General features: G+C 65.0%; 17 protein-coding genes. 6 read left to right on the top strand and 11 right to left on the bottom strand.

The window, feature by feature from the left end; all coding sequences use genetic code 11:
- Nucleotides 1-291: 291 nt before the first annotated feature.
- Nucleotides 292-1,953 (top strand): NAD(P)-binding protein, encoded by a 1,662-nt coding sequence (locus PG897_RS08540; RefSeq protein ID WP_270828873.1) that lies wholly within the window; start codon nt 292-294, stop codon nt 1,951-1,953.
- Nucleotides 1,950-5,525, top strand: coding sequence for a pyruvate:ferredoxin (flavodoxin) oxidoreductase (nifJ, locus tag PG897_RS08535; protein ID WP_270828872.1), 3,576 nt, complete (start codon nt 1,950-1,952; stop codon nt 5,523-5,525). The genes PG897_RS08540 and nifJ overlap by 4 nt, the downstream gene beginning before the upstream one ends.
- Before the next feature lie 72 nt (nt 5,526-5,597).
- Here the strand turns inward: nifJ and PG897_RS08530 are convergent, their stop codons facing one another.
- Complete coding sequence (locus tag PG897_RS08530; protein WP_270828871.1) at nt 5,598-8,102, bottom strand: penicillin acylase family protein; 2,505 nt, start codon at nt 8,100-8,102, stop codon at nt 5,598-5,600.
- A gap of 188 nt (nt 8,103-8,290) precedes the next feature.
- Between PG897_RS08530 and PG897_RS08525 the strand changes: the two genes are divergently transcribed.
- Nucleotides 8,291-9,406, top strand: coding sequence for a helix-turn-helix domain-containing protein (locus PG897_RS08525; RefSeq protein WP_270828870.1), 1,116 nt, complete (start codon nt 8,291-8,293; stop codon nt 9,404-9,406).
- A 76-nt stretch (nt 9,407-9,482) separates the two neighbouring features.
- Here the strand turns inward: PG897_RS08525 and PG897_RS08520 are convergent, their stop codons facing one another.
- The 6 genes from PG897_RS08520 to PG897_RS08495 all read right to left on the bottom strand — a co-directional run bounded on the left by PG897_RS08520 (nt 9,483) and on the right by PG897_RS08495 (nt 14,840).
- On the bottom strand, nt 9,483-9,698 hold the full coding sequence (locus PG897_RS08520; protein ID WP_005299061.1) for a YdcH family protein: 216 nt from the start codon (nt 9,696-9,698) through the stop codon (nt 9,483-9,485).
- 286 nt (nt 9,699-9,984) lie between these two features.
- Entirely contained in the window at nt 9,985-10,575 is a 591-nt protein-coding gene (locus PG897_RS08515; protein ID WP_043170139.1) for a hypothetical protein, read from the bottom strand.
- Between the two features lie 11 nt (nt 10,576-10,586).
- Complete coding sequence (locus PG897_RS08510; protein WP_024942858.1) at nt 10,587-11,933, bottom strand: MATE family efflux transporter; 1,347 nt, start codon at nt 11,931-11,933, stop codon at nt 10,587-10,589.
- 145 nt (nt 11,934-12,078) lie between these two features.
- Complete coding sequence (locus PG897_RS08505; RefSeq protein WP_017781843.1) at nt 12,079-13,902, bottom strand: SulP family inorganic anion transporter; 1,824 nt, start codon at nt 13,900-13,902, stop codon at nt 12,079-12,081.
- Between the two features lie 70 nt (nt 13,903-13,972).
- Nucleotides 13,973-14,593 (bottom strand): nucleotidyltransferase family protein, encoded by a 621-nt coding sequence (locus tag PG897_RS08500; RefSeq protein ID WP_024942857.1) that lies wholly within the window; start codon nt 14,591-14,593, stop codon nt 13,973-13,975.
- A complete protein-coding gene (locus PG897_RS08495; protein WP_005299077.1) occupies nt 14,583-14,840 on the bottom strand; it encodes a GNAT family N-acetyltransferase in 258 nt (85 codons plus the stop codon). The genes PG897_RS08500 and PG897_RS08495 overlap by 11 nt, the downstream gene beginning before the upstream one ends.
- Before the next feature lie 134 nt (nt 14,841-14,974).
- Between PG897_RS08495 and cysM the strand changes: the two genes are divergently transcribed.
- Nucleotides 14,975-15,880, top strand: a complete 906-nt coding sequence (gene cysM, locus PG897_RS08490) for a cysteine synthase CysM (RefSeq protein ID WP_024942856.1) — start codon at nt 14,975-14,977, stop codon at nt 15,878-15,880.
- A gap of 165 nt (nt 15,881-16,045) precedes the next feature.
- Nucleotides 16,046-16,327 (top strand): hypothetical protein, encoded by a 282-nt coding sequence (locus PG897_RS08485; protein ID WP_024942855.1) that lies wholly within the window; start codon nt 16,046-16,048, stop codon nt 16,325-16,327.
- A 34-nt stretch (nt 16,328-16,361) separates the two neighbouring features.
- On the opposite strand, the gene PG897_RS08480 is transcribed toward PG897_RS08485, so the two are convergent.
- From PG897_RS08480 to PG897_RS08465, 4 genes are read right to left on the bottom strand one after another with little or no spacing between them, the layout of a single operon-like run.
- Nucleotides 16,362-17,546, bottom strand: coding sequence for an iron-containing alcohol dehydrogenase (locus PG897_RS08480; protein ID WP_024942854.1), 1,185 nt, complete (start codon nt 17,544-17,546; stop codon nt 16,362-16,364).
- A 16-nt stretch (nt 17,547-17,562) separates the two neighbouring features.
- Nucleotides 17,563-18,078 (bottom strand): SCP2 sterol-binding domain-containing protein, encoded by a 516-nt coding sequence (locus PG897_RS08475; protein WP_024942853.1) that lies wholly within the window; start codon nt 18,076-18,078, stop codon nt 17,563-17,565.
- Entirely contained in the window at nt 18,059-18,661 is a 603-nt protein-coding gene (locus PG897_RS08470) for a TetR/AcrR family transcriptional regulator (protein WP_010634496.1), read from the bottom strand. The genes PG897_RS08475 and PG897_RS08470 overlap by 20 nt, the downstream gene beginning before the upstream one ends.
- A gap of 10 nt (nt 18,662-18,671) precedes the next feature.
- Nucleotides 18,672-20,102: a coniferyl aldehyde dehydrogenase gene (locus PG897_RS08465; RefSeq protein ID WP_024942852.1), complete on the bottom strand. Its 1,431-nt coding sequence runs from the start codon at nt 20,100-20,102 to the stop codon at nt 18,672-18,674.
- A 211-nt stretch (nt 20,103-20,313) separates the two neighbouring features.
- Here PG897_RS08465 and PG897_RS08460 point away from each other — a divergent pair, with 211 nt between their 5' ends.
- On the top strand, nt 20,314-20,607 hold the full coding sequence (locus tag PG897_RS08460; protein ID WP_005299095.1) for a hypothetical protein: 294 nt from the start codon (nt 20,314-20,316) through the stop codon (nt 20,605-20,607).
- The last annotated feature ends 33 nt before the right edge of the window (nt 20,608-20,640 follow it).

Genomic DNA, 20,640 nt, shown 5'->3' with positions numbered 1-20,640 from the left:
GTTCACTCGGGGTCGCCGACGGTGCGGTGTCGCTTGCGAGGCGTGAGCCCGAGCGGAGTTCCTGCAGACGGGCAAGATGTTACACGGGTCACGTTGTGCACTCCATACCTCATAAAGTGCAACATTTTTTGATCCTGATCCGTCATTCAGTACAAAAATCAGTCCATTATCGAGTCAACTTCCAGTTTCTGACGCTTTCGCTTCTTCCCTCTCCGGCCACCGTCCGCTTCGGTTAAACGGTATCAAGTGCATTCGGATGGGGCCTGTCACCCAAAAAGAAGAAAGCAATGTATGAGCAAACAACTGGATATGACCCCACCGCCGGATCTCTCCCAGAAGACGGGAACAGGTCCGGTCCGTACTCGGCTACCCGTTTGGCGGCCGGCCCTGCCACCCTGCAATCATGCCTGCCCGGCTGGCGAGAACATCCAGGCCTGGCTTGCCCTGGCTGAAGCGGGCCGCTTCGAGGCGGCCTGGCAGACTCTCATCGAAGAGAATCCCCTGCCTGCGGTCCACGGGCGGGTCTGTTATCACCCCTGCGAAAGCGCCTGCAACCGGGCCCAGGTGGATGATGCCGTCTCCATTCATGCCATCGAACGCTTTCTCGGCGACGAGGCGCTGGCCCGGGGCTGGCAGCCTGCAACCCCTGCGCCCGCCAGCGGCAAGAAGGTGCTGATCATAGGTGCCGGCCCCTCCGGCCTCTCCTGCGCCTGGCACCTCAACCGGCTCGGCCATCAGGTGGAGATCCGCGAGGCGGGGCCGCTCGCCGGCGGCATGCTGCGCTTCGGCATTCCCGCTTACCGCCTGCCCCGCGAGGTGCTGGATCGGGAGGTGGCCCGCATCGTCGCTGCTGGCGTCACCCTTACCCTCAACCACAAGGTGGAGGATGTGCTCAAGGAGCGCGACCAGGGGGGCTTTGACGCCGTCTTCATGGCCATCGGTGCCCATCTGGCCAAGCGGGTCGACATTCCGGCCCGAGAGGCGGGCAAGATCCTCGATGCGGTGAGCTTCCTCGAACAGGCCAGCCTGGCCGAGGAAAAAGGCTTGCCACCCCCCAAACTGGGACGGCGGGTGGCCATCTACGGCGGCGGCAACACCGCCATGGACGCGGCCCGCACCGCCCGTCGTCTCGGGGTGGAGGAGGCGATGATCATCTACCGCCGCGACCGGGATCATATGCCGGCCCACGCCTTCGAAGCCGATGAGGCCGAGGAGGAGGGGATCAAGATCAACTGGTTGCGCACCATCCGCCAGCTCGACAATACCAATATCGAGGTGGAGGTGATGACCCTCGACGAGCATGGCAAGCCGGTGCCCACCGGCCAGTTTGAAACCCTCGAAGCGGACTCCCTCATTCTGGCGCTGGGTCAGGAGGTGGACCTGAGCGTGCTGGAGAGCATCCCCGGCGTGCGGGTCAACCAGGAGGGGGTGGTGCAGGTTGGCGAAAACCTGATGACGGATGTGCCGGGCCTCTTTGCCGGCGGTGACATGGTGCCTTCCGAGCGCACCGTCACCATCGCCACCGGCCACGGCAAGAAGGCGGCGCGCCACATGGATGCCTGGCTGCGCGGTCGCCTCTATCACAAGCCGCTCTCCTATTTGCAGGCAGGGAAGCCGCTGGTTGGGCCCGAGCAGTTGCAGCTCTGGTTCCAGACCCATGCTCCCGCCAGCAGCCAGCCGGTCAAACCGCCCTCGGCGCGGGACGACTTTGGCGAGATCATCGGCGGACTGGACGAGACGGCGGCCCGCTACGAGGCGGCGCGCTGCTACTCCTGCGGCAACTGCTTCGAGTGCGACGGCTGTTATGGCAGCTGCCCCGAGCAGGCCATCGCCAAGCTGGGGCCGGGTCTGGGGTATCAGGTGGATGCCGAACTCTGCACCGGTTGCGGTGCCTGCCATGACCAGTGTCCCTGCCATGCCATCGAGTTGCGCCAACCGGAGGAGTCCCAATGAAACATGAATTGATCATGGTCGACGGCAACGAAGCCGCGGCCCGGGTGGCGTATCAGCTGAGCGAAGTGTGTGCCATCTACCCCATCACCCCGAGCTCGACCATGGCCGAACTGGCCGACGCCTGGGCCGCGGAGGGGCAGACCAACCTGTGGGGCAACATCCCCACAGTCGTGGAGATGCAGAGCGAAGGGGGGGCGGCCGGCACGGTGCACGGCGCCCTGCAGGCGGGGGCACTGGCCACCACTTTCACCGCCAGCCAGGGGCTGATGCTGATGCTGCCCAACATGTACAAGATCGCAGGCGAATTGACCTCGGCGGTGTTCCATGTGGCGGCCCGATCCTTGGCGGCGCAGGGGCTGTCGATTTTTGGCGACCATCAGGACGTGATGGCGGCGCGCAGCACCGGTTTTGCCATGCTCGCCTCCGGCTCGGTGCAGGAGGCGCAGGACCTGGCCTTGGTCGCCCACAGCGTCACCCTGCAGTGCCGGGTGCCCTTTATCCACTTCTTTGACGGCTTTCGCACCTCCCACGAGGTGAACAAGATCACTGCGCTGCACAAAGATGAAATTCGGGCCCTTATCGACAACGACTGGGTGCGCGCCCACCGCGCGCGGGCCCTCAACCCGGATCATCCGGTGATGCGCGGCACCGCCCAGAACCCGGATACCTATTTCCAGTCCCGCGAGAGCGTCAACCCCTTCTACGAGGCGGTGCCGGCGCGGGTGCAGCAGTGCATGGATAGCCTCGGCGAGCTGACCGGCCGCCACTACCGGCTGGTGGAGTATCACGGCGCCCCGGATGCCACCGAGGTCATCGTGTTGATGGGCTCGGGGGCTGCCACCGCCCGCACTACCGTGGACTGGCTCAACCGGCAGGATCGCAAGACCGGGGTGCTGGTGGTGCGCCTCTATCGCCCCTTCCCGGTGCAGGCGCTGCTCGATGCGCTGCCGCAGAGCGTGCGGCGCATGGCGGTGCTGGATCGCACCAAGGAACCGGGGGCGGGTGGTGAGCCGTTGCTGCTGGATGTGCAGAGCGCCCTGATTGACGGCTTGCAGCGCGGCCTTATCAAGCGGTTGCCCTGGCTCAGTGGCGGCCGTTACGGCCTCTCCTCCAAGGAGTTCACCCCCGCCATGTGCGCGGCTGTGTTCGAGGAGCTGGCCTCCGAGGCGCCGCGCCCGCGCTTTACCGTGGGGATAGTGGATGACGTGTCGGGCCTTAGTCTGGCCTGGCACCCCATCGGCGATCTGGAGCCCGCGAGCCGGGTGCGAGCGCTCTTCTTCGGCCTCGGCGCCGACGGTACCGTGGGTGCCAACAAGAACAGCATCAAGATCATCGGCGAGCTGGAGGGCTTCCACGCCCAGGGCTACTTCGTCTACGACTCCAAGAAGTCGGGCTCGCGCACCGTCTCCCACCTGCGCTTTGGCCCCGAGCCCATCGACGCCCCCTGGCTTATCGAGCAGGCGAGCTTTATCGGTTGCCATCAGTGGGGCTTTGTCGAATCTGTGGATCTGCTGGAGTTCGCCGCCGAAGGGGCGACCCTGCTGATCAACGCCCCCTATGAGCCCGACCGGGTCTGGGCCGAGCTGCCCGAGCGGCTGCGCGCCCGCATCCGGGCCCTCAATATCCGGCTCTATTGCATCGACGGCGATCGGGTGGCCGAGCAAAACGGCATGGGCAATCGCATCAACACCATCATGCAGACCTGCTTCTTCGCCCTGGCCGGCATCTTGTCGCGGGACGAGGCGATTGCGCTTATCAAGAAGAGCATCGAGAAGAGCTATGCCCGCAAGGGGCCCGAGGTAGTCGAGCGCAACTTCGCGGCGGTGGATGACACCCTGGCCCACCTCCATCAGGTGGTCATCCCGGCTGGTGAGGAGCAGATCAGCGACTATCCGCTGCCACTGGCTCCCGGCGGCAGCGAGTTTGTCCAGCGGGTCACAGGTGAGATGCTGGCAGGGCGCGGCGATTTGATCCCCGTCTCCATGCTGCCGGTGGATGGCACTTACCCCACCGCCACCAGCCGCTTCGAGAAGCGGGATATCGCCCGCGAGATCCCCATCTGGCACTCCGATATCTGCATCCAGTGCGGCAACTGCGTCTTCGTCTGCCCCCACGCGGCGCTGCGGGCCAAGTTCTACCATCAGGACTGGCTGGCAACCGCCCCCGAGGCCGCCCAGTCGGTGCCCGTCACCGCCAGGGGCTTCCCCGACAGCCGCTACACCCTGCAGCTCTATCCGGAGGATTGCACCGGCTGCGGCCAGTGCGTGCAGGCCTGTCCGGTGCGGGCTGGAGAAGATGAGAGCCATGAGGGCGAGCGTGCCATCGCCATGATGGACAAGGCGCCCCATCTGGCTGGCCAGAAACAGGCGCTGCGCTGGTTCGAGAGCCTGCCGTGGCCTGCTCGCGAGCGGGTGGATTTCTCCACGGTGCGCGGTGCCCAGTTCCTCGAACCCCTGTTCGAGTTCTCCGGCGCCTGCGCCGGCTGTGGCGAGACCCCTTACCTCAAACTGCTGACCCAGCTGTTTGGTGACCGCATGCTGGTGGCCAACGCCACCGGTTGCTCCTCCATCTACGGCGGCAACCTGCCGACCACGCCGTGGGCCAAGAACGGTGAAGGGAAGGGGCCGGCCTGGTCCAACTCATTGTTCGAGGACAATGCCGAGTTCGGCTTTGGTTTTCGCCTCACTGCCGATCAGCATCACGGTCAGGCGGTGGCGGCCCTCAAAGCGATGAAAGGGGAGCTGGGCGCAGAGCTGGTCGATACCCTGATTAGCGCACCGCAGCGGCTGGAGTCGGAGATCCGCGCCCAGCGCACCCGGGTGGCGCAAGTGCGGGAACGGCTGGAAGAGGTGAAATCCGGCAAGGCTCGCGAGCTGCTCTCGCTTATCGATCAGCTGGTGCGCCGCTCGGTCTGGATCATCGGCGGCGATGGCTGGGCCTATGACATCGGCTCGGCGGGGCTCGATCACGTGCTCGCCTCCGGGCGCGATGTGAACGTGCTGGTGATGGATACCGAGGTCTACTCCAACACCGGCGGCCAGATGTCGAAATCGACTCCGCTCGGTGCCGTCGCCAAGTTCGCGGCGGGGGGCAAGACGCTGGCCAAGAAGGACGTGGCGTTGCAGGCCATCGCCTACGGTAACGTCTATGTTGCTCGCATCGCCTTCGGGGCCAATCCGCAGCAGGCGCTGCAGGCCTTGCGTGAAGCGGAGGCCTACCCGGGCCCGTCGCTCATCATCGCCTACAGCCACTGCATTGCCCACGGCATCGACATGGAGTTTGGCCTGACCCAGCAAAAACGCGCCGTGGCTTCCGGCCACTGGCCGCTGATGCGCTACAACCCGGTATTGCGCAGTGCGGGGCAGAATCCATTCAGCCTCGACAGCCTGCGCCCCTCCATTCCGCTCGCCGAATACCGCCAGGAGGAGACCCGTTATCGGGTGCTGGCCCAGAGCCATCCGGAAGAGGCGCAGCGGCTGATGCAGGTGGCGCAGCAAGTGGCGTGGCAGAAGTGGGCCACCTACGAGGAGATGGCCACCCGCGAGGCCAGCCAGTTCCATCCGCCGGTGTGATGATGGGGCGAAACAGGTATGACGAAGCGGGCCATTGGCCCGCTTTTTTATGGCTGGATAGAGAGGGTTGACTCAGGGGCTGGTGGTACGCAGCACCTTGAGGTGCAGGGTGCGCTCCTGGTGGGCCGCTATCTCCTGCTCGGTGAAGCGCATGGGCTGCCACTGCTGACGGGCGAACTGCTCGGTCTGATCGGTGAAGTGCGGGCTCTCGGGGTCATGGGACTGGCCGTAGCTCAGAAAGCGCTCCGCCTTGGGGCCGGCGTCATCGAACTGCAGGGCCAGCACGAAGCTGGAGCCGTAGTTGGCGCGATAACGCAGCTCGGGCTGGCCGTCACCGTCGTCATCCAGGCTGCGCAGCGTGGTGCCTGCCACGGCCTTGCCGGTCACTATGTTGGCGAGATCCGAGCTGCTGCGCGAAGGCAGGTTGGTCTGCACCATGTTGAACATGCCCTCGAACGAGTTGCCTCCCGGCAGCGCGATGGGGGTCAGCCCGGCCGCTTTTTGCACGAATTGCAGTGCGCCGAGTTCGGCATCCGGTGCGATACCGGCCGCCTGCAACCGTTGCTGGGCCTGGGCCAGCGCCAGCAGGGCCGGGTCTTCATCCGGCGCGCCGCTCCAGGGCGCCAGCCCGCGCGGCGTGGTGGCGCCATGGGCCGGATCGAAGGGGATGGCAAACAGGGCATCCTTGATGTCTCTGTGGCCGCTGGTGCGAAACGCCGTCAACCATTCGCGCATCAGGTGAGCCCCCCGGCTTTCAAGCTGATATTCGCCATCCCAGTTGGCGAGCGCGTTGCAGCTCGGCGTCAAGTCCAGCGGGCCGCTGGTCAGCAGGATCTGCGGATGGGCCTGACAGCGTGCCACCAACGGGTCTCTGAGCTCACGGGCAAACAGGGAGCCGTTGTGGGTCAGTACCCGTTGCAGCGACTGCAGGGTGAAACGCCGATCGCTCCCGGTCAGTCCCATGGTATCGGGGGTGCTGATGAGCTGGGCGTTGTAGCGGGTACGCGGGCTGCGCACCGTCTGCTCCGGCCCGTAGAGAATGGAGTAACCCTCCAGCGGGGCCGCCAGGTTGGTCAGCCAGTGGCTGCTGTTGGCGTTGTAGACGTAGTCGCTGCGAGTCTGGCGGGGGGCCTGGCTGAGGGGGACAAGGCCGGGAGCCCGGGTCTGGCCGCTGTCGACCCACTCGAAATCGGGGTCGTTGCCCGGCAACAGCACGCTGCCCTCGCCATCCAGCCAGATGGGGGCCAGTTGCGGCGTCTGGGAGGCGGCTCGCCACCAGGCCTCTGCCTTGGCGCCGAGGCGGGGTACCTGGGTGGCATCCACATAGCTGGCCTGGCCACGCTTGTCGATCAGCAGGGTATTGACCCAGGGCACCCCCTGATGTTCGGCCAGCGCCTCGAAGAAAGCCGGGGTGCTCTGGGCCCTGGCCATGGCCAGCCACTGTTCCAGCATCTTGTAGTTGCCGGCGTTGGCATCGCGGAAGCTGACGGCGCTGCTGCTGGTCCAGCCCAGGGTGGGCGAGAGGGAGGCGAGGTTGACCATGGGGCCGAAGTGGCTGGCATAGAGGGTCTGGACATGGGGCTGCAGGCTGCCATCGGCCTGGCGGACCTGCACGGTGATCTCTTTCTGGCTCATCTCCCGCCACTGGTCGCCGTAGCGATAACGCAGCGGATTGGCGGGATCCAGGGTGAGCTGATAGAGGGTGAAGCGCTTGGACTGGGAGACGGTGTGGGTCCAACCCAGTTGCTCGTTGAAGCCAATCAGGATGGCGGGAAAGCCCATCATGGTGGCACCGGTCACGTTGAGCTCCCCCGGGATCTGCAGGTGCTGTTCATAGAACCTGAGTTCGCCATCCCAGGGGAAGTGGGGGTTGCCGAGCAGCAGACTGTTGGCGTTGCTGCTGCGATCCGCCCCCAGCGCCCAGCCGTTGCTGCCGATCCCCTCCGAGGTGAGCAGCGAGACGGGATCCAGCGCCGGGGCGGGCAGGGCGGCACGTCCCTGTGCACCGGCAGTGGCGGGGGGCTGGGCGCTGGCCATGGCGCTGATAAAGCTGCGGCCGCTGGCCAGCTGGGCAAGATCCAGGTGATAGGCCAGCAACTGGACCGGGGTGATGGGTTCGACCCACTCGGCCCCGCGGCAGGGAGAGGGGTAGTCCGCCGGACTGGTTCGCCCGGCAAGGGAGTGGTTGAACCCCGCCACATAGCCTTCGACAAGGTCACGGGCATCCGGCGCCAGCTTGCCATACAGAGCCGCGGCCTGGGCTGGCAGGTCGAGCGAGCGATAACCCACGTCGGAGAGCAGGTTGCGCTGCTGCTCCCCCGCGCCCAGCCAGCGGGATTTCTCTCCCCGCAGCTTCATGATCTGCTCGCTCAGGGTGCAGAGGTTCTCTTCGGCATGGGCATAGCCGGCCCCGAAGCCCAGGCTGGCGTAGTCGTTCGCCTTGATGTGGGGAACCCCTTGCTCCGTGTAGGTAAGGGTGACGTCGTAGTGGCGAGCGGGATCCGGCTCGCTGCTGTTCTCCTGACAGCCGGCCAGTACGAGGCAGCCGAGCAGGGGGAGGGGAAAATGGGTTTTCATCCTGGTTCCTTCTGTGGTCCTGACTTGTTATTGTTCTGTTGCTTTTCAGCCGCAGGCGAAGGTATTTAAGCGCAGCCCTTCCGCCCCTGTCGCCTCGCTGGATGGAACCGGTCAATGGTTGGAAAACATAATAAAAACAAGGGTAAACAGGTACGTCTCGATGGAGGCGTACCTGCAGGAGGACGCATATGCAGTGGGAAGAAGTGGCCGCCGTGCTCAGTCTGAGCCTGACCGGCATGTTGCTGCTGGCCACGCTCGGCTGGCTGCGGCGCATGCGGTGGGATGCCGCCGCCGGTTATCTGCTGGCCCTGCTCAGCCTGAGCGGCTTGCAGGCGCTGGAGTATCTCTACCACCAGCAGCAGTGGTTTCACCATTGGCCCCATCTGCTCAAGCTGGCTGACCCCTTGGTGGTGATGTTGCCGTTCTGCCTCTATGGCTACATCAGGGCTCTGCAGGGGGAGTCGGTGCTCGGTGGCTGGCGTGAGCGGCTGGTGCACGGCTTGCCCCTGCTGCTGGTTGCCGCTCTGGCGTTGCCCTACTGGTTGTTGCCGGGGGCCGACAAGGTGAGCTGGATCCTGCTTGGCAAGCAGGGGGATTCGCTGTGGCCCGGTGTGACCCTCTATGGTAACCGCTATCTGGCCTGCATCGCCCTGCTGGGGCTGGCCTACTGGTGGCAACAGCGGCGCCTGGGAGTGGCCAGCCGCAAGCCGGCGCTGCGGGCCTGGATCGCTCAGTTGCAGGGGCTGCAACTGCTGGTGGCCTTGCTGTTGTTGGTGCGCATCGCCTTGAGCTGGCTCGGCTGGCCGCTCTCTACCGTCTATCTGCAGGCTCCGGTCACCGCCTATCTGCTGCTGCAAGTGCTGGCCCATGCCAGGCTGCCCCAACAGGGAGGGGTGCCGGAGGGGGGCGTGCGCGAGCGCACCAATGATGCCGCATCGGAACCGGTTCGGCATGAGGGCCTGCGCCCCCTGTTCGAGGCGCTGGAGCGCCAGCTCGGGCGCGGTGCCTATCGGGATCCCGCCCTCTCCCTTGGCAAGCTGGCCGAGGAGTGCGGTCTGAGCCTTCATCAGGCATCCAGCGCCATCAACGCCTGCTCGGGGGGCAACTTCTACGACTGGCTGAACCGATATCGGGTGGCGGAGGCCAAGCGACTGTTGCAGGAGAGCGACGAGACGGTGGCCTCTGTCTGTTACCGGGCCGGGTTCAACAGCAAGTCCACCTTCAACAGTGCTTTTCGCCGCCACACCGGCCAGACGCCGAGCGAGTTTCGACGTCAGGGGGGGCAAGCGGCCGTCGCCTCCTGATGAGCGGCCAACAAAAAGCCCGGCGTCGGGCCGGGCTGGCAGGATAAGTTGCTTATCCAGGTATTCGTCGAGGCGTCTATTGTGGATGTTGTTTGAGGATGTCGTAGATCTCCTCTTTCAGTTTGAGTTTCTGTTTTTTCAGATCCTTCACCTCGGCGCTGTAGTCGCTGGCGTGATGTTTCTCCAACTTTCTAATCTCCACATCCAGGTCGTTATGCAAGTCAAACTTCTTTTGGAAATGGACATCACTGCTCTTCAGTTTCGAGATGAGCTCTCTGTACTCTGGGAACATGTAATGCGGCCTCCTTGGTTTCGTTTGATTGTGCCTGCAAGACCAAACTACCGCGTCCCCTGCGAGATAAATGTGATCCGGCTCCAATTCGGGACCAATGATTTGCTGCATGCGACGGGCGATTTTTAACTGTTTGAATCACAAGCTGATAAGGCTTTTATCGGTAAGCGGAGAGTCTGAAAAGTGCCGGATGGATCACAATTGTGACTGCCGGATGACAGCCTGGGGCCGCCGGGCGGGCAGCAAAAAGGGGCACAGGGCCCCTTCTTGGTAACAGGTGTCGCGTTTACTCTTTTTTCTTTTTCTTCTCGGGCAGCGGCTTGCCATCGCGGGCGATCACCTTGCCCACCTCGAAGCCGATCTGCGCCGCCAGCTCTTCCAGATCCGCGGCCTTGGCTTCGTTGCCGATGGCGTACTGATAGTTGGCGATGGTGATCTTCTCGGCCACCGGGGTACCCGGGACGATGGGCTCGCGCCAGCCCTGACCCACATGGGCCACCAGGGTGCCGTTCATGATGAGCTCGCCGACGATCTCCTGGGTGGGGATGCCCTTGCCGTAGGTGAGGCCCTGCGGGTGCTTCTTGCCGACCAGGGGTTCGCTGCTGGCCGGCATCAGCTTGGTGCGGATCAGCCACTTGGGCGACTTGGTCTTGCCCACCGCCTTGCCGGTCTGGTACTCGTTGATCTTGATGGTCTTGATCATCTGGGTCATGAAGTCCTTGGTCAGCGCCTTCTGGGCCTCGCTGGTTTCATCGATGGCGATGGGGGCCACGTACCAGGTCTGGGCCGCCTGCGCCTTGGGGGCGGCGGGGGCGGTTTGTGCCATGGCGAGCGGGCTGAGCAGGATGGCCGCCAACAAGAGTCCTATCTTCTTCATTGTGATTCCGCTTATGTTTCAACAAGAATTTTGTTTTGCCAGCGACGACTGCGCCAGCGCCAGAACATGGCCAGACCGCGCACCCACTCGTCGCAGGCGAGCGCCAACCAGATACCGACCAGTCCATAACCCTGCATGATACCAAGGAAATAGGCCAGTGGAACGGCAATTCCCCACATGGAGAGCAGCGCCATGTAGAGCGGGAAACGGGCGTCACCGGTGGCGCGCAGGGCGTTGATCACCACAAGGTTGAAGGTGCGGCCGGGTTCCAGAATGAGGCTTATCAAGAACAGCTGCGCCACCTGGGTGATGATGTCGGTGTCATCGGTGAACAGGCTGATGATGGTGCGGCCGTTGAGGGCGGCGGCGAGAGCGATGAGCGCGGTGACGACGAGCCCCAGCTTCAGGCTCTTCATCAGCTGGGTGTAGGCCTGCTCAAAGCGGCGGGCCCCCGCCAGATGGCCGATGATGATCTCGTTGCCAAGGCCGATGGAGAGGCCGAACAGCAGGATGAACAGGCAGATCTGGAAGAAGTAGGACTGGGTCGCCAGCGCCTTGTCGCCGAGCAGGCCGACGAAGGCGGTCACCACCATGAACTGCAGCATCCAGGAGAGGTTCTCGCCGGCGGCCGGCAGGCCGATGTGCAGCACTTTGCCCAGCATCAGCCGGCTGGGTTTGACGATCTCCGGCAGTTTCAGGTGGATGCCGGTCTTGCGCGCCACCAGCCACACCAGCAGCACCACCCCGACGATGCGACCCGCCACCGTGCTGATGGCGACCCCGGCCACCCCGAGCTGGGGCAGGCCGAACCAGCCGTAGAGCAGCAGCAGGTTGCCGACGAAGGTGATGAGGTTGACGGTCAGGGTCACGTACATGGCCTGACGGGTGTGGCCGTGGGCACGCAGGGTGGCGGCCAGGCAGAGGGCCGCCGCTTCCGGCAGCAGGCACAGGCCGATGATCTGCAGGTAGAGGGTGGCATCGCTCATCAGGTTGGCGGGCAGGTTCATCAGCGCCAGCATGGTACTGGCGCCGGCGATGACGCCGACGGCGGCCACCAGCCCCACCAGCAGGTTGAAACCGATGGCGGTGTGGATGACGACACGGGCCTTCTCTTTGTCGCCGGCCCCCAGATACTGGGTGATCACCACGCTGGTGCCGATGCTGACAAAGCTGAACAGGGTGATGGCGAGATCGAACACCTGGTTGCCGACCGCGAGCGCCGCCACCCCCTGATAGGAGACGTGACCCACCATGAAGGTGTTGAGGGCCCCGGTCAGAAAGTGCAGGGCGAGATCAATAAACAGGGGCCAGGTCAGGGCGAAGAGGGAGCCCGGACCTGCGTGGGATTGAGTTTGCATGGGGTGTCCAAATACTGGGGATGGCCCTCGTCGGCGCCATCTGGACGGGCATTTAACACCAAGCGGGTGCGAGGCGCAATCGTGGCGGTGGCCAAGCAGGGGAGCAAGAGACGCGGCCCTGCCGCAGGGGCTGGGCCGAGCTTGGTCAAGCAGGGGTGGCGCCCGCCTCCTGTTCGCTTGGCAGGGTGAGGCGCGCCGAGTCGGGCAGGGCCTCATCCTGGGGCCAGCGCGACAGGATGGCCTCGGTGGTGCTCTCCACCACCTCGTCATCCTTGAACACCGGCTCGCGGTAGCAGCGGGTCATGCGCAGCGCCTGATACATGTCGGGGCAGAGGATGATCCCCTCGTCGCCGACCCGGATCCCGGCCTGCTTGAGCCACAGGCTCATCTGGCCGTGGCGGCCGGCCATCACCATGTGGATGCCGCGCCGTTTCAAGTCGCGGTGCAGTTCACCCAGCATGCTCATCACGCTGATGTCCTGGTGGGTGAAGCAGGCCACCGCGTCCACCACCAGGCATTTGGGGCTGTGGGGATCCTGCACCAGCAGCGCCAGCACCCGCCGCTTGAAGTAGGGGGCGTTGAAGTAGGTGAGCGGCGAGTTGAAGCGATAGACCAGGATGCCGGGAATGGCCTTGGCCTGCTCGTTGTCCCCCAGGGTGCGCACCACCCCTTCGTCGTCCATGCCGAGCAACTGGTCGGTGGGGCGCATCACGTTGCGCAGGAACTGGAACAGCCCCAGCAGCACCGCGAGGGTGATGCCCGGAATGACCCCCATGGCCAGCACGCTGACAAAGGTGATGAGCGCCAGCCAGAAGGCGGAACGATCGGAGTTGCGCAGGGCCCACAGGCCGCGAAAGTCGGTGAGGGACAAGGAGGCCATCACCAGCACCACCCCAAGGGCGGCGGTGGGGATATATTGCAGCGGCGCCGTCAGGTAGAAGGTGACCAGGGCGATGACGGCGGCGGCGATGATGGAGACCAGCTGGCTCTTGCCGCCGTTGGCGTCGTTGACCGCGGTGCGCGAATCGGCCCCGCTGATGGCAAAGCCCTGGGAGGCCGCCGCCGCCAGGTTGGCCATGCCCAGCGCCCGGAACTCCTTGTCCGCATCTATTTCGTAGCCGTTCTTGGCGGCGAAGCTGCGGGCGGTCAGCATCATGGAGACGAAGCTCACCATGGCCAGGTTGAGCGCCGGCAGCACCAGCTCCCGCATCAGGCCGGGGGGAAACTCCGGCATCTGGAAGGCGGGCAGGCCCGAGCCGATGGCGCCCAGGGTGGCGATGCCGAACCGGCCGAGATCGAGCGCCCACACCAGTCCCGCCGTCACCACCATGGCCACCATGGAGGAGGGCCAGGCCGGCTTGAAGCGCTTGGCCAGCAGCAGGGTGAGCAGGGCGGTCAGGCTCATGGCCAGGGTGGGTAGATGGGTCTGGGTGATGTAGCTGGCACCGCCGGCGATCCGCTCGATGAGGTAGCGCTCGCTGAAGGTGAAGCCGAAGATCTTGGAGAGCTGGCCCACCATGATGGTGATGGCCACCCCGTTGAGCAGCCCCATCAGGATCGGGCGGGAGAGAAAGTCAGCCAGCACCCCCAGCTTGAAGCGGCTGGCGATGAGGCACCAGAAGCCAGTCATGGCGGTCATGGTCATCACCAGCTGCCAGTGGCGGGTGGCATCCCCGGCGGCGAGCGGGGTCACCACGGCGGCGATCACCGCGCAGGTGGCGGCGTCCGGGCCGACGATGAGCTGGCGGGAGGTACCGAACAGGGCGTACACCAGCATGGGCAGGATGCAGGAGTAGAGGCCGACCAGCGGCCCCACCCCGGCCAGCTCCGCATAGGCGATGGCCACGGGCAGGGCCACCGCGGCCACCGACAATCCAGCGCGCATATCCGGCATCAGCCAGGCCCGCTGGTATTGCAGCAGGGCGGCGAGGCCCGGTAGCCAGCGTTCGAGTGAGAAGAAGTCGCGCATTATTTAACCCATTGAGTTACAAACAGCTTTTCCTTAGTGTGCCCAAGGTTATCGAAACATTGCAATCAGGTTATGGCCAGTTCACCACCAGGTCAGGCCACAGCCGTTGCCACTTCTTGGCCTTGACCCGCTCGGTAAAGACCCGGCTCTCCTGGCGGCAGCGCGGGTTGGGATCCACCTGCAGGGACCAGTTGGGGGCAAAGCCGTAGGGGGCCAGCCATTCGAATGAGTCGTCTGCCAGCAGCCGGACCCCGATGCAGGTGGGCACCTCCACCCAGTGGCTGAGGGCCGACAGCGAGCTGGTAAACGGAGCCACCCGCTGGCGCAGATGCATGCGGGCTTGGTTGCGCACCTCCCACTGCTGGCCCGGCATCCTGACGGCAAGCCAGGTTTCGTGATCGGTCTCCTTCAATCCAGTCGGATCAGCACTGTCCAGATAGATAAGATCGATGTCGTTGAGGGCGGTCGGCGCCGATTTGTGGTGCAGGTGATCCCAGATGAGGTTGCGGATAAAACCGGCCCCCAGCGCCCAGTCGGGCAGTGCCAGTTCACGGGCTGCCCGCAGGCAATCCATGCGCTGGGCATCGGCCCGCAGCAGGGCTTCGGTTTGTTCCTGCAGGTCGGCTTCCCGGGCGCCCGGGCGAAGGTTGAACGCTTGCGTGTGGTGACGCGTCTGGGGGTCAGCCGGCATTGCGGCGCAACCAGACGTCGATGTAGCTGCAGCTCGGTACTATGGTGAGCCCTTCCGCCTGGGTCCAGTCGTAGAAGGTGCGAGCCAGCTGATCGGCGATCCCCTGTACCCTGAGCTCGGGCGGGACGAAGGTGCTGTAGGCGTCGATGGTCTTGGCATCGAGCCGCCGGTAACGCAGCCTGGACTCCTTGCCATCCACCACACAGATGAATTGCTGCTGGTTGGCCTGATGAATGATCTCGCTCATGCTTGCTCCTCGGTACGGGGGATGGGGTTATCTGACCATGTCGGCGCCCCTTTGCCAACTGTTCGGGGTCGCTTACACTGCGAGCCCGGCCGGGTACATACCCGCTAGCCAAGGTATAGAACAGTTCACGAAGGATGGATCCCATTATGGCTTTTGCCACGCTGGAAGAGTTGATCGGCAATACCCCCCTGCTGGCGCTGCGTCGCATCAATCCCCACCCCGATGTCACCCTGCTGGTCAAGCTGGAGGGCAACAACCCGGCCGGCTCGGTCAAGGACAGGCCGGCGCTGAACCTCATCAAGTGTGCGGAGGCGAGCGGTCACTTAGCGCCTGGGGCCCGACTCATCGAGGCCACCTCCGGCAACACCGGCATCGCGCTGGCCATGGTGGCGGCGGCGCGGGGCTACCAGATGCGACTCATCATGCCAAATATCATGAGCCAGGAGCGGCGCGATGCCATGCAGGCCTACGGCGCCGAGCTGGTACTGGTGGAGGGGGGCATGGAGGCCGCGCGCGACCTCGCTCTGGCGATGCAGGCGCGGGGTGAGGGGCTGGTGCTCGATCAGTTCAACAACCCGGCCAACCCGGATGCCCATTACCTCTCCACCGGCCCCGAGATCTGGCGCCAGAGCGAGGGGGCGGTCACTCACTTCGTCTCGGCCATGGGCACCACGGGCACCATCATGGGGGTCTCCCGCTACCTCAAGGAGCAGAACCCGGCAGTGCAGGTGATCGGCCTGCAACCGGCCGAGGAGAGTCAGATCCCCGGCATCCGGCGCTGGCCGGTGGCCTACCTGCCCGCCATTTTCGAACCCGCCCGGGTCGACCGGGTGCTGGACGTCACGCTCGACGAGTCCCTCGCCATGATGCGCCGGCTGGCGCGGGAGGAGGGGATTTGCTGCGGAGTCAGCTCGGGCGGCGCCGTGGCTGGCGCCCTGCGGGTGGCGGCAGAGATCAGACAGGGGGTGGTGGTGGCCATCATCTGCGATCGGGGGGATCGCTACCTCTCCACCGGGGTGTTCAGCGACGAGCAGGGGTGAGAGCCCAGGTCGGCGTGCTGATTAACATGATATGTATCAATAGCTTGCTGATACATCGCACTGTGTACCGCTTGTAACAATCAAGCCTGCTGGCAGGCTTGATTCCATTTGCCTCCTGTTTGACACTCGGCCTCTTTTGTTGACCGCTGCAAACAGGAGCGTCCCATGATCTTGCCTTCCTCTCTTCGTGTTTCTCTGCTTGGCCTCTGTCTGGCCACGGCAGGCTGCACCGTCGAACCCTATGCCTATCAGTGTGGCGACAAGCAGTGCTCGGTGACCGATCACAAGGGGCAGAAACAGGAGCGGCCGCAGGACGAGGTGAAACCCGTCTGGGAGCGCAAGCAGGAGCGGGAAGAGGCAGTGCGCCGCAACAAGGAGTCCATCTGGCGCGAGAAGACGCCCGAAGATAGCGGCAACTACGGCGCCGGCGCCACCATCCGCTGGTAACAGGTGGCCCCGCGAGGCGGGACCGCCTGCCTGATCACTCCCAGGCCTGCTCCAGCAGGGCCAGCAGCTGGGCCCGGTCGGCATCCTTGCGGTTGTAGAGCAGGGCGCCGTCGTTGATGGCGAGATCGCGGATCTCGGGCAGCAGCGCCTTGTCGGTGAGACCCGCCTCCCGCAGGGTGCGCGGCAGCTTCACCGTCTCCCACAAGGTATTGCGCAGCGCCTGCAGCGCCTCGATGGCGGCCTGGGGCCGCACGGCGGCCGGGGTCGCGGCAAAGCGCTCGGCCCCCACCAGCGGCAGCAGCAGGCGAGCCAGTTCGGGGTCTATGCCCGGCCGGTTGTAGTCGAGCACGGTGGGCAGGAAGAGGTTCATGCACAGGCCGTGGGGCAGGTGGCAGCGGGCCCCCAGGCTGTGACCGAGGGCGTGCACCAGTCCCACCATGGAGTTGGAGAAGGCCATGCCCGCCAGGGTGGAGCCCTCCGCCAGCTGCAGCCGCAGCTGCTTGTCCTGCGGGTTGCTGAGTACCTGGGGCAGGGCGTTGGCGATCTTCTCTACCGCCATCAGGGCCAGGGCGTCGCTGACCGGGTTCTTGGCCGTGCCGATGAAGGCCTCGATGGCGTGGGTCATGGCATCCATGGCGGTGGCGGCGGTGATGTTGAGCGGCAACCCCTGGGTGAGGCGCGGGTCCAGTACCGCCAGCTGGGGCAGCAGGAAGGGGGAGGTAAAGGGCACCTTGCGCCCGCTCGCCTCGTCCTTGATCACCGCCACCAGGGTCACTTCCGAGCCGGTGCCCGCCGTGGTGGGCACCACCGCCAGCGGCTGCAGCGGCCGGGTCAGGCAGCCGGCGCCGGCGTAATCGAGCAGCCGCTCCCCTCCCATGGAAGCGAGGATGTTGACCGCCTTGGCGGTGTCGATGACGGAGCCGCCCCCCAGCGCCACCAGGCTGTCACAGCCAAGCTCCCGGTGACGGGCCGCGATCCGCTCCACCACGGCGGTGGAGGAGTCGGCCGGGATCTCGTCCCAGATGGCGGCTACCGGCAGCTCACCCTCGGCCAGCACCCCGGCCAGCAAGGTAGCCAGCCCGGTGCTGCTGACCCCCTTGTCGGTGAGCAGCAGCGGCCGGCGCGCCCCCAATCCCGCCAGCTCGCCAGCCAGTTGCTCCAGCGCCTGCTCCCCTGCGATCAGTTTGACCGGACAGAAAAAATCGTAATAGCGACTCATAGGCTCATCCTCTCGTTCAGCCGGTCAACAGACCCAGGTAGATATGGCAGGCCCGGCTCAGCTTGTGGCTCGGGTCCGGATAGTGGCGCAGCAAGGGGCGGGCGATGAAGGCCGGCAGGATCAGCGCCTGCAGCTGCTCCAGCGCGCGCACCAGGTGCATGGCGACGGTGAGATCTCCCTCCACCAGCAGGCGGTTCTCGCTGAACGCCTGATTGACCCCGAGCCGAAAGCTGAGGGCGCGAAAGGCGATGGCGGGATGCTTGAAACGGACCCGCAGCGGGTGCAGAGCGCCGGTATCGGGGGCAGGACCGCTCTGCCAGCGGCCGTCAGCCTTGTGAATGGTCAAGCCCTGGGCCATGCCGCCCACCTCTAGCCGGATGGTGAGCCCGTCCGGCAGAGGGGCCAGCTCCCGGCGCACCGCCTCGTCGACCCGGGCGGCGCGGCACAGGGTGCGGCCGATGATCCAGAGCAGGCTGGTTATCCAGAGACGGCGGCCCAGCGCCGCCAGGGTATCAAGGTGTCGGTTGTGCATACGCGTGAGCTCCCGAGATGGCGGACCAGAACAGGGCGAAGGCACTGGCTTGCCAGTGAGCGTCCCGTCCCAGTTCAGGTTGGTCGACAAACAGGGAGGCGCAGGCCAGGAACTGGCCCTGGCACACCTCCAGCATCAGGGCCGGTGGGGCTTGCATCAAGTCGCCGCTGGCCTGGCCCTGGGCCAGCAGGCGGGGTAAAAAGCGCAGGGTGTCGCTCAGGATCTGGCTGCGCAGCGGGCGAGCCAGCAGGGGGGAGTGGAAGAAACCCAGCACGAACTTGAGCTCGTGGGGGTGGGCCTGCATCCAGGCCATCGCCTGGCTCCAGTAGTGATGCGCCTGCTCCTTGAGGGGCAAGGTGGCGTCAGCCTCAGTAATGGCGGCGCCGAGGCGCAGCTTGATGTCCTGATAGAGGCTCTGGATCAGCACCTCCTTGCTGGGAAAGTGGTGAAACAGGGTGCCATTGGCCACCCCCGCCGCCTTGGCGATGCGGGCGGTAGCGGCCCCCTGCAAACCATCTTCGGCGCATAGGGCAAGGGCAGCATCCAGGATCTGGCGACGCTTGTCGGTCACGGGCGTATTCATATTCATCTCGTCAACGTAAGAACAGGGCCATCATCAGCCGCTGGTGCCAGCGCCGATAGGGAGGGTGCACCATGGTGCCGGTGCTGAAGCGCCCCCGGCTCAGCACGGTCTTGGCCTTGGAGAAGGTGAGAAACCCCTCGTGGCCGTGGTAGTGGCCCATGCCGGAGGCACCGATGCCGCCGAAGGGCACGTCGTCGGCCGCCACCTGGAACAGGCTGTCGTTGATGGCCATGCCGCCGGAGTGGGTCTCCCGGATCACCTTTTGCTGCAGGGCGGGATCCAGGCTCATCAGGTAGAAGGCGAGTGGGCGGGGCCGGGCGGCTATGTAGGCGAGCGCCTCGTCCAGCGAGTCATAGGGCACGATCGGCAGCAGCGGGCCGAAGATCTCCTGCTGCATCAGCTGGCAGTGGTTCGGCACCTCGGTCAGCAGATGGGGCAGCAGACGATGGGCGCCATCGTCGCGGGCCGGGCTGCCACAGGGGTGGATCTGGGCGCCAGCCCGCTCCGCCTCGGCCAGCCAGCCGGTGAGCCGCTCGTATTGGCGGCCGTTGATGATGGAGCCGTAATCCGCACTGGCCAGCCCCTGGGGATAGAGATGGGCGAAGTGATCGCGATAGGCTTCGACAAAGGCCTGCTCCTGACCGCGCGGCAGCAGCACATAGTCGGGGGCGACGCAGATCTGGCCGGCGTTGAGGCTCTTGCCGAAGATCATCCGCTCCACCGCCAGTGCCAGCGGCATGTCGGGGGCGATGAGGCAGGGGCTCTTGCCGCCGAGCTCCAGGGTGAGCGGGGTGAGCTGGGGGGCCGCCGCGGCCATCACCAGCCGGCCCACCGCGGTGGAACCGGTAAACAGCAGGTGATCGAAGGGCAGGGCGCTGAAGGCGGCCGCCACCTGGGCGTCGCCTTCTATCACCATTACCTCGCGCTCGTCGAAGACGCCGTCCAGCAGCTCGCGCAGCACCCGGTTGGTGTGGGGGGTGAATTCGGAGAGCTTCAGCATGGCGCGGTTGCCGGCGGCGATGGCGCTGATGAGGGGGCCGAGGCTCAGCATCACCGGGAAGTTCCAGGGCACTATGATGCCGACCACCCCGAGCGGCTGATAGAACACCTCCACCCGGGCCGGCGCCAGCAGCAGGCCGGTGTGGCGGCGGTGCGGGCGCATCCAGCGCTTGATCCGTTTCTGGGTGTAGTTGATCTGCATGACGCAGGGGAGAATGTCGGCAATCATGCTGTCGTAGTCGCTGCGCTGGCCATAGTCTTTGGCCAGGGCGTCGCACAGCGGTTGCTTGTGGGCTATCAGGGCGCGCTTGAGCTGGCTGAGGTGGGCTCTGCGCTCGCTCAGGCTCGGCATGGGATTTTGCTGACAGGCCTCTCTGAGTTTGGTCAGTCTGGCCGGGAGCGACAACTTGTCGGCGGCCTCCTGCAACTGCATCGCTTCCATGGCATACCCCGCTGATAAATAGACCGACTGATTGGTCGGTCTAAATCTAGCTGCGTGTTAATCAAATGTAAAGTTCGGTGCTCTGGTTTGGCATGGTGCGCGGGTGACTCACCCGGCGACTGTGCTGGCTACCACATTTTCGTGGATCCAGGGTTGGTGAATTATCCAATAAGGGGTAGTTTTGGTTATCAATCGACAAGGAGAGAGCACGATGACCAGGGAACTGAACAGCTTGTTGGCCCGCCTCGAGGATGTGGTCGAGCGGATGCCGGATTGCTTCAACACCTATGAGTTTGCCCAGAAGCTGGCGCTGCAGCATCAGCGCGAATTTTTTGCCGCGGGTCACTCCCTGGCCGAACAGGAGGGGCGTCTGCTGCGGGTGCTGCACGAGAAGATTGCCGAGGCCCTGGCCGGCAGCGACAAGGTGATAGAAGGGGCGCTGCTGCCTTGTGTCACCCCCTGGGGGGAGCGGGCCACCTCGCCGCGCTGGCATCGCAAGCACTGAACCATCCGTTGAATCAACAACAGAACAGGGCCC

Source organism: Aeromonas sp. QDB20 (assembly GCF_027707805.1).
Taxonomy (GTDB): domain Bacteria; phylum Pseudomonadota; class Gammaproteobacteria; order Enterobacterales; family Aeromonadaceae; genus Aeromonas; species Aeromonas dhakensis.
Note: the sequence above shows the minus strand (reverse complement) of the source record. Positions and strands in the feature narration are given on the sequence as shown.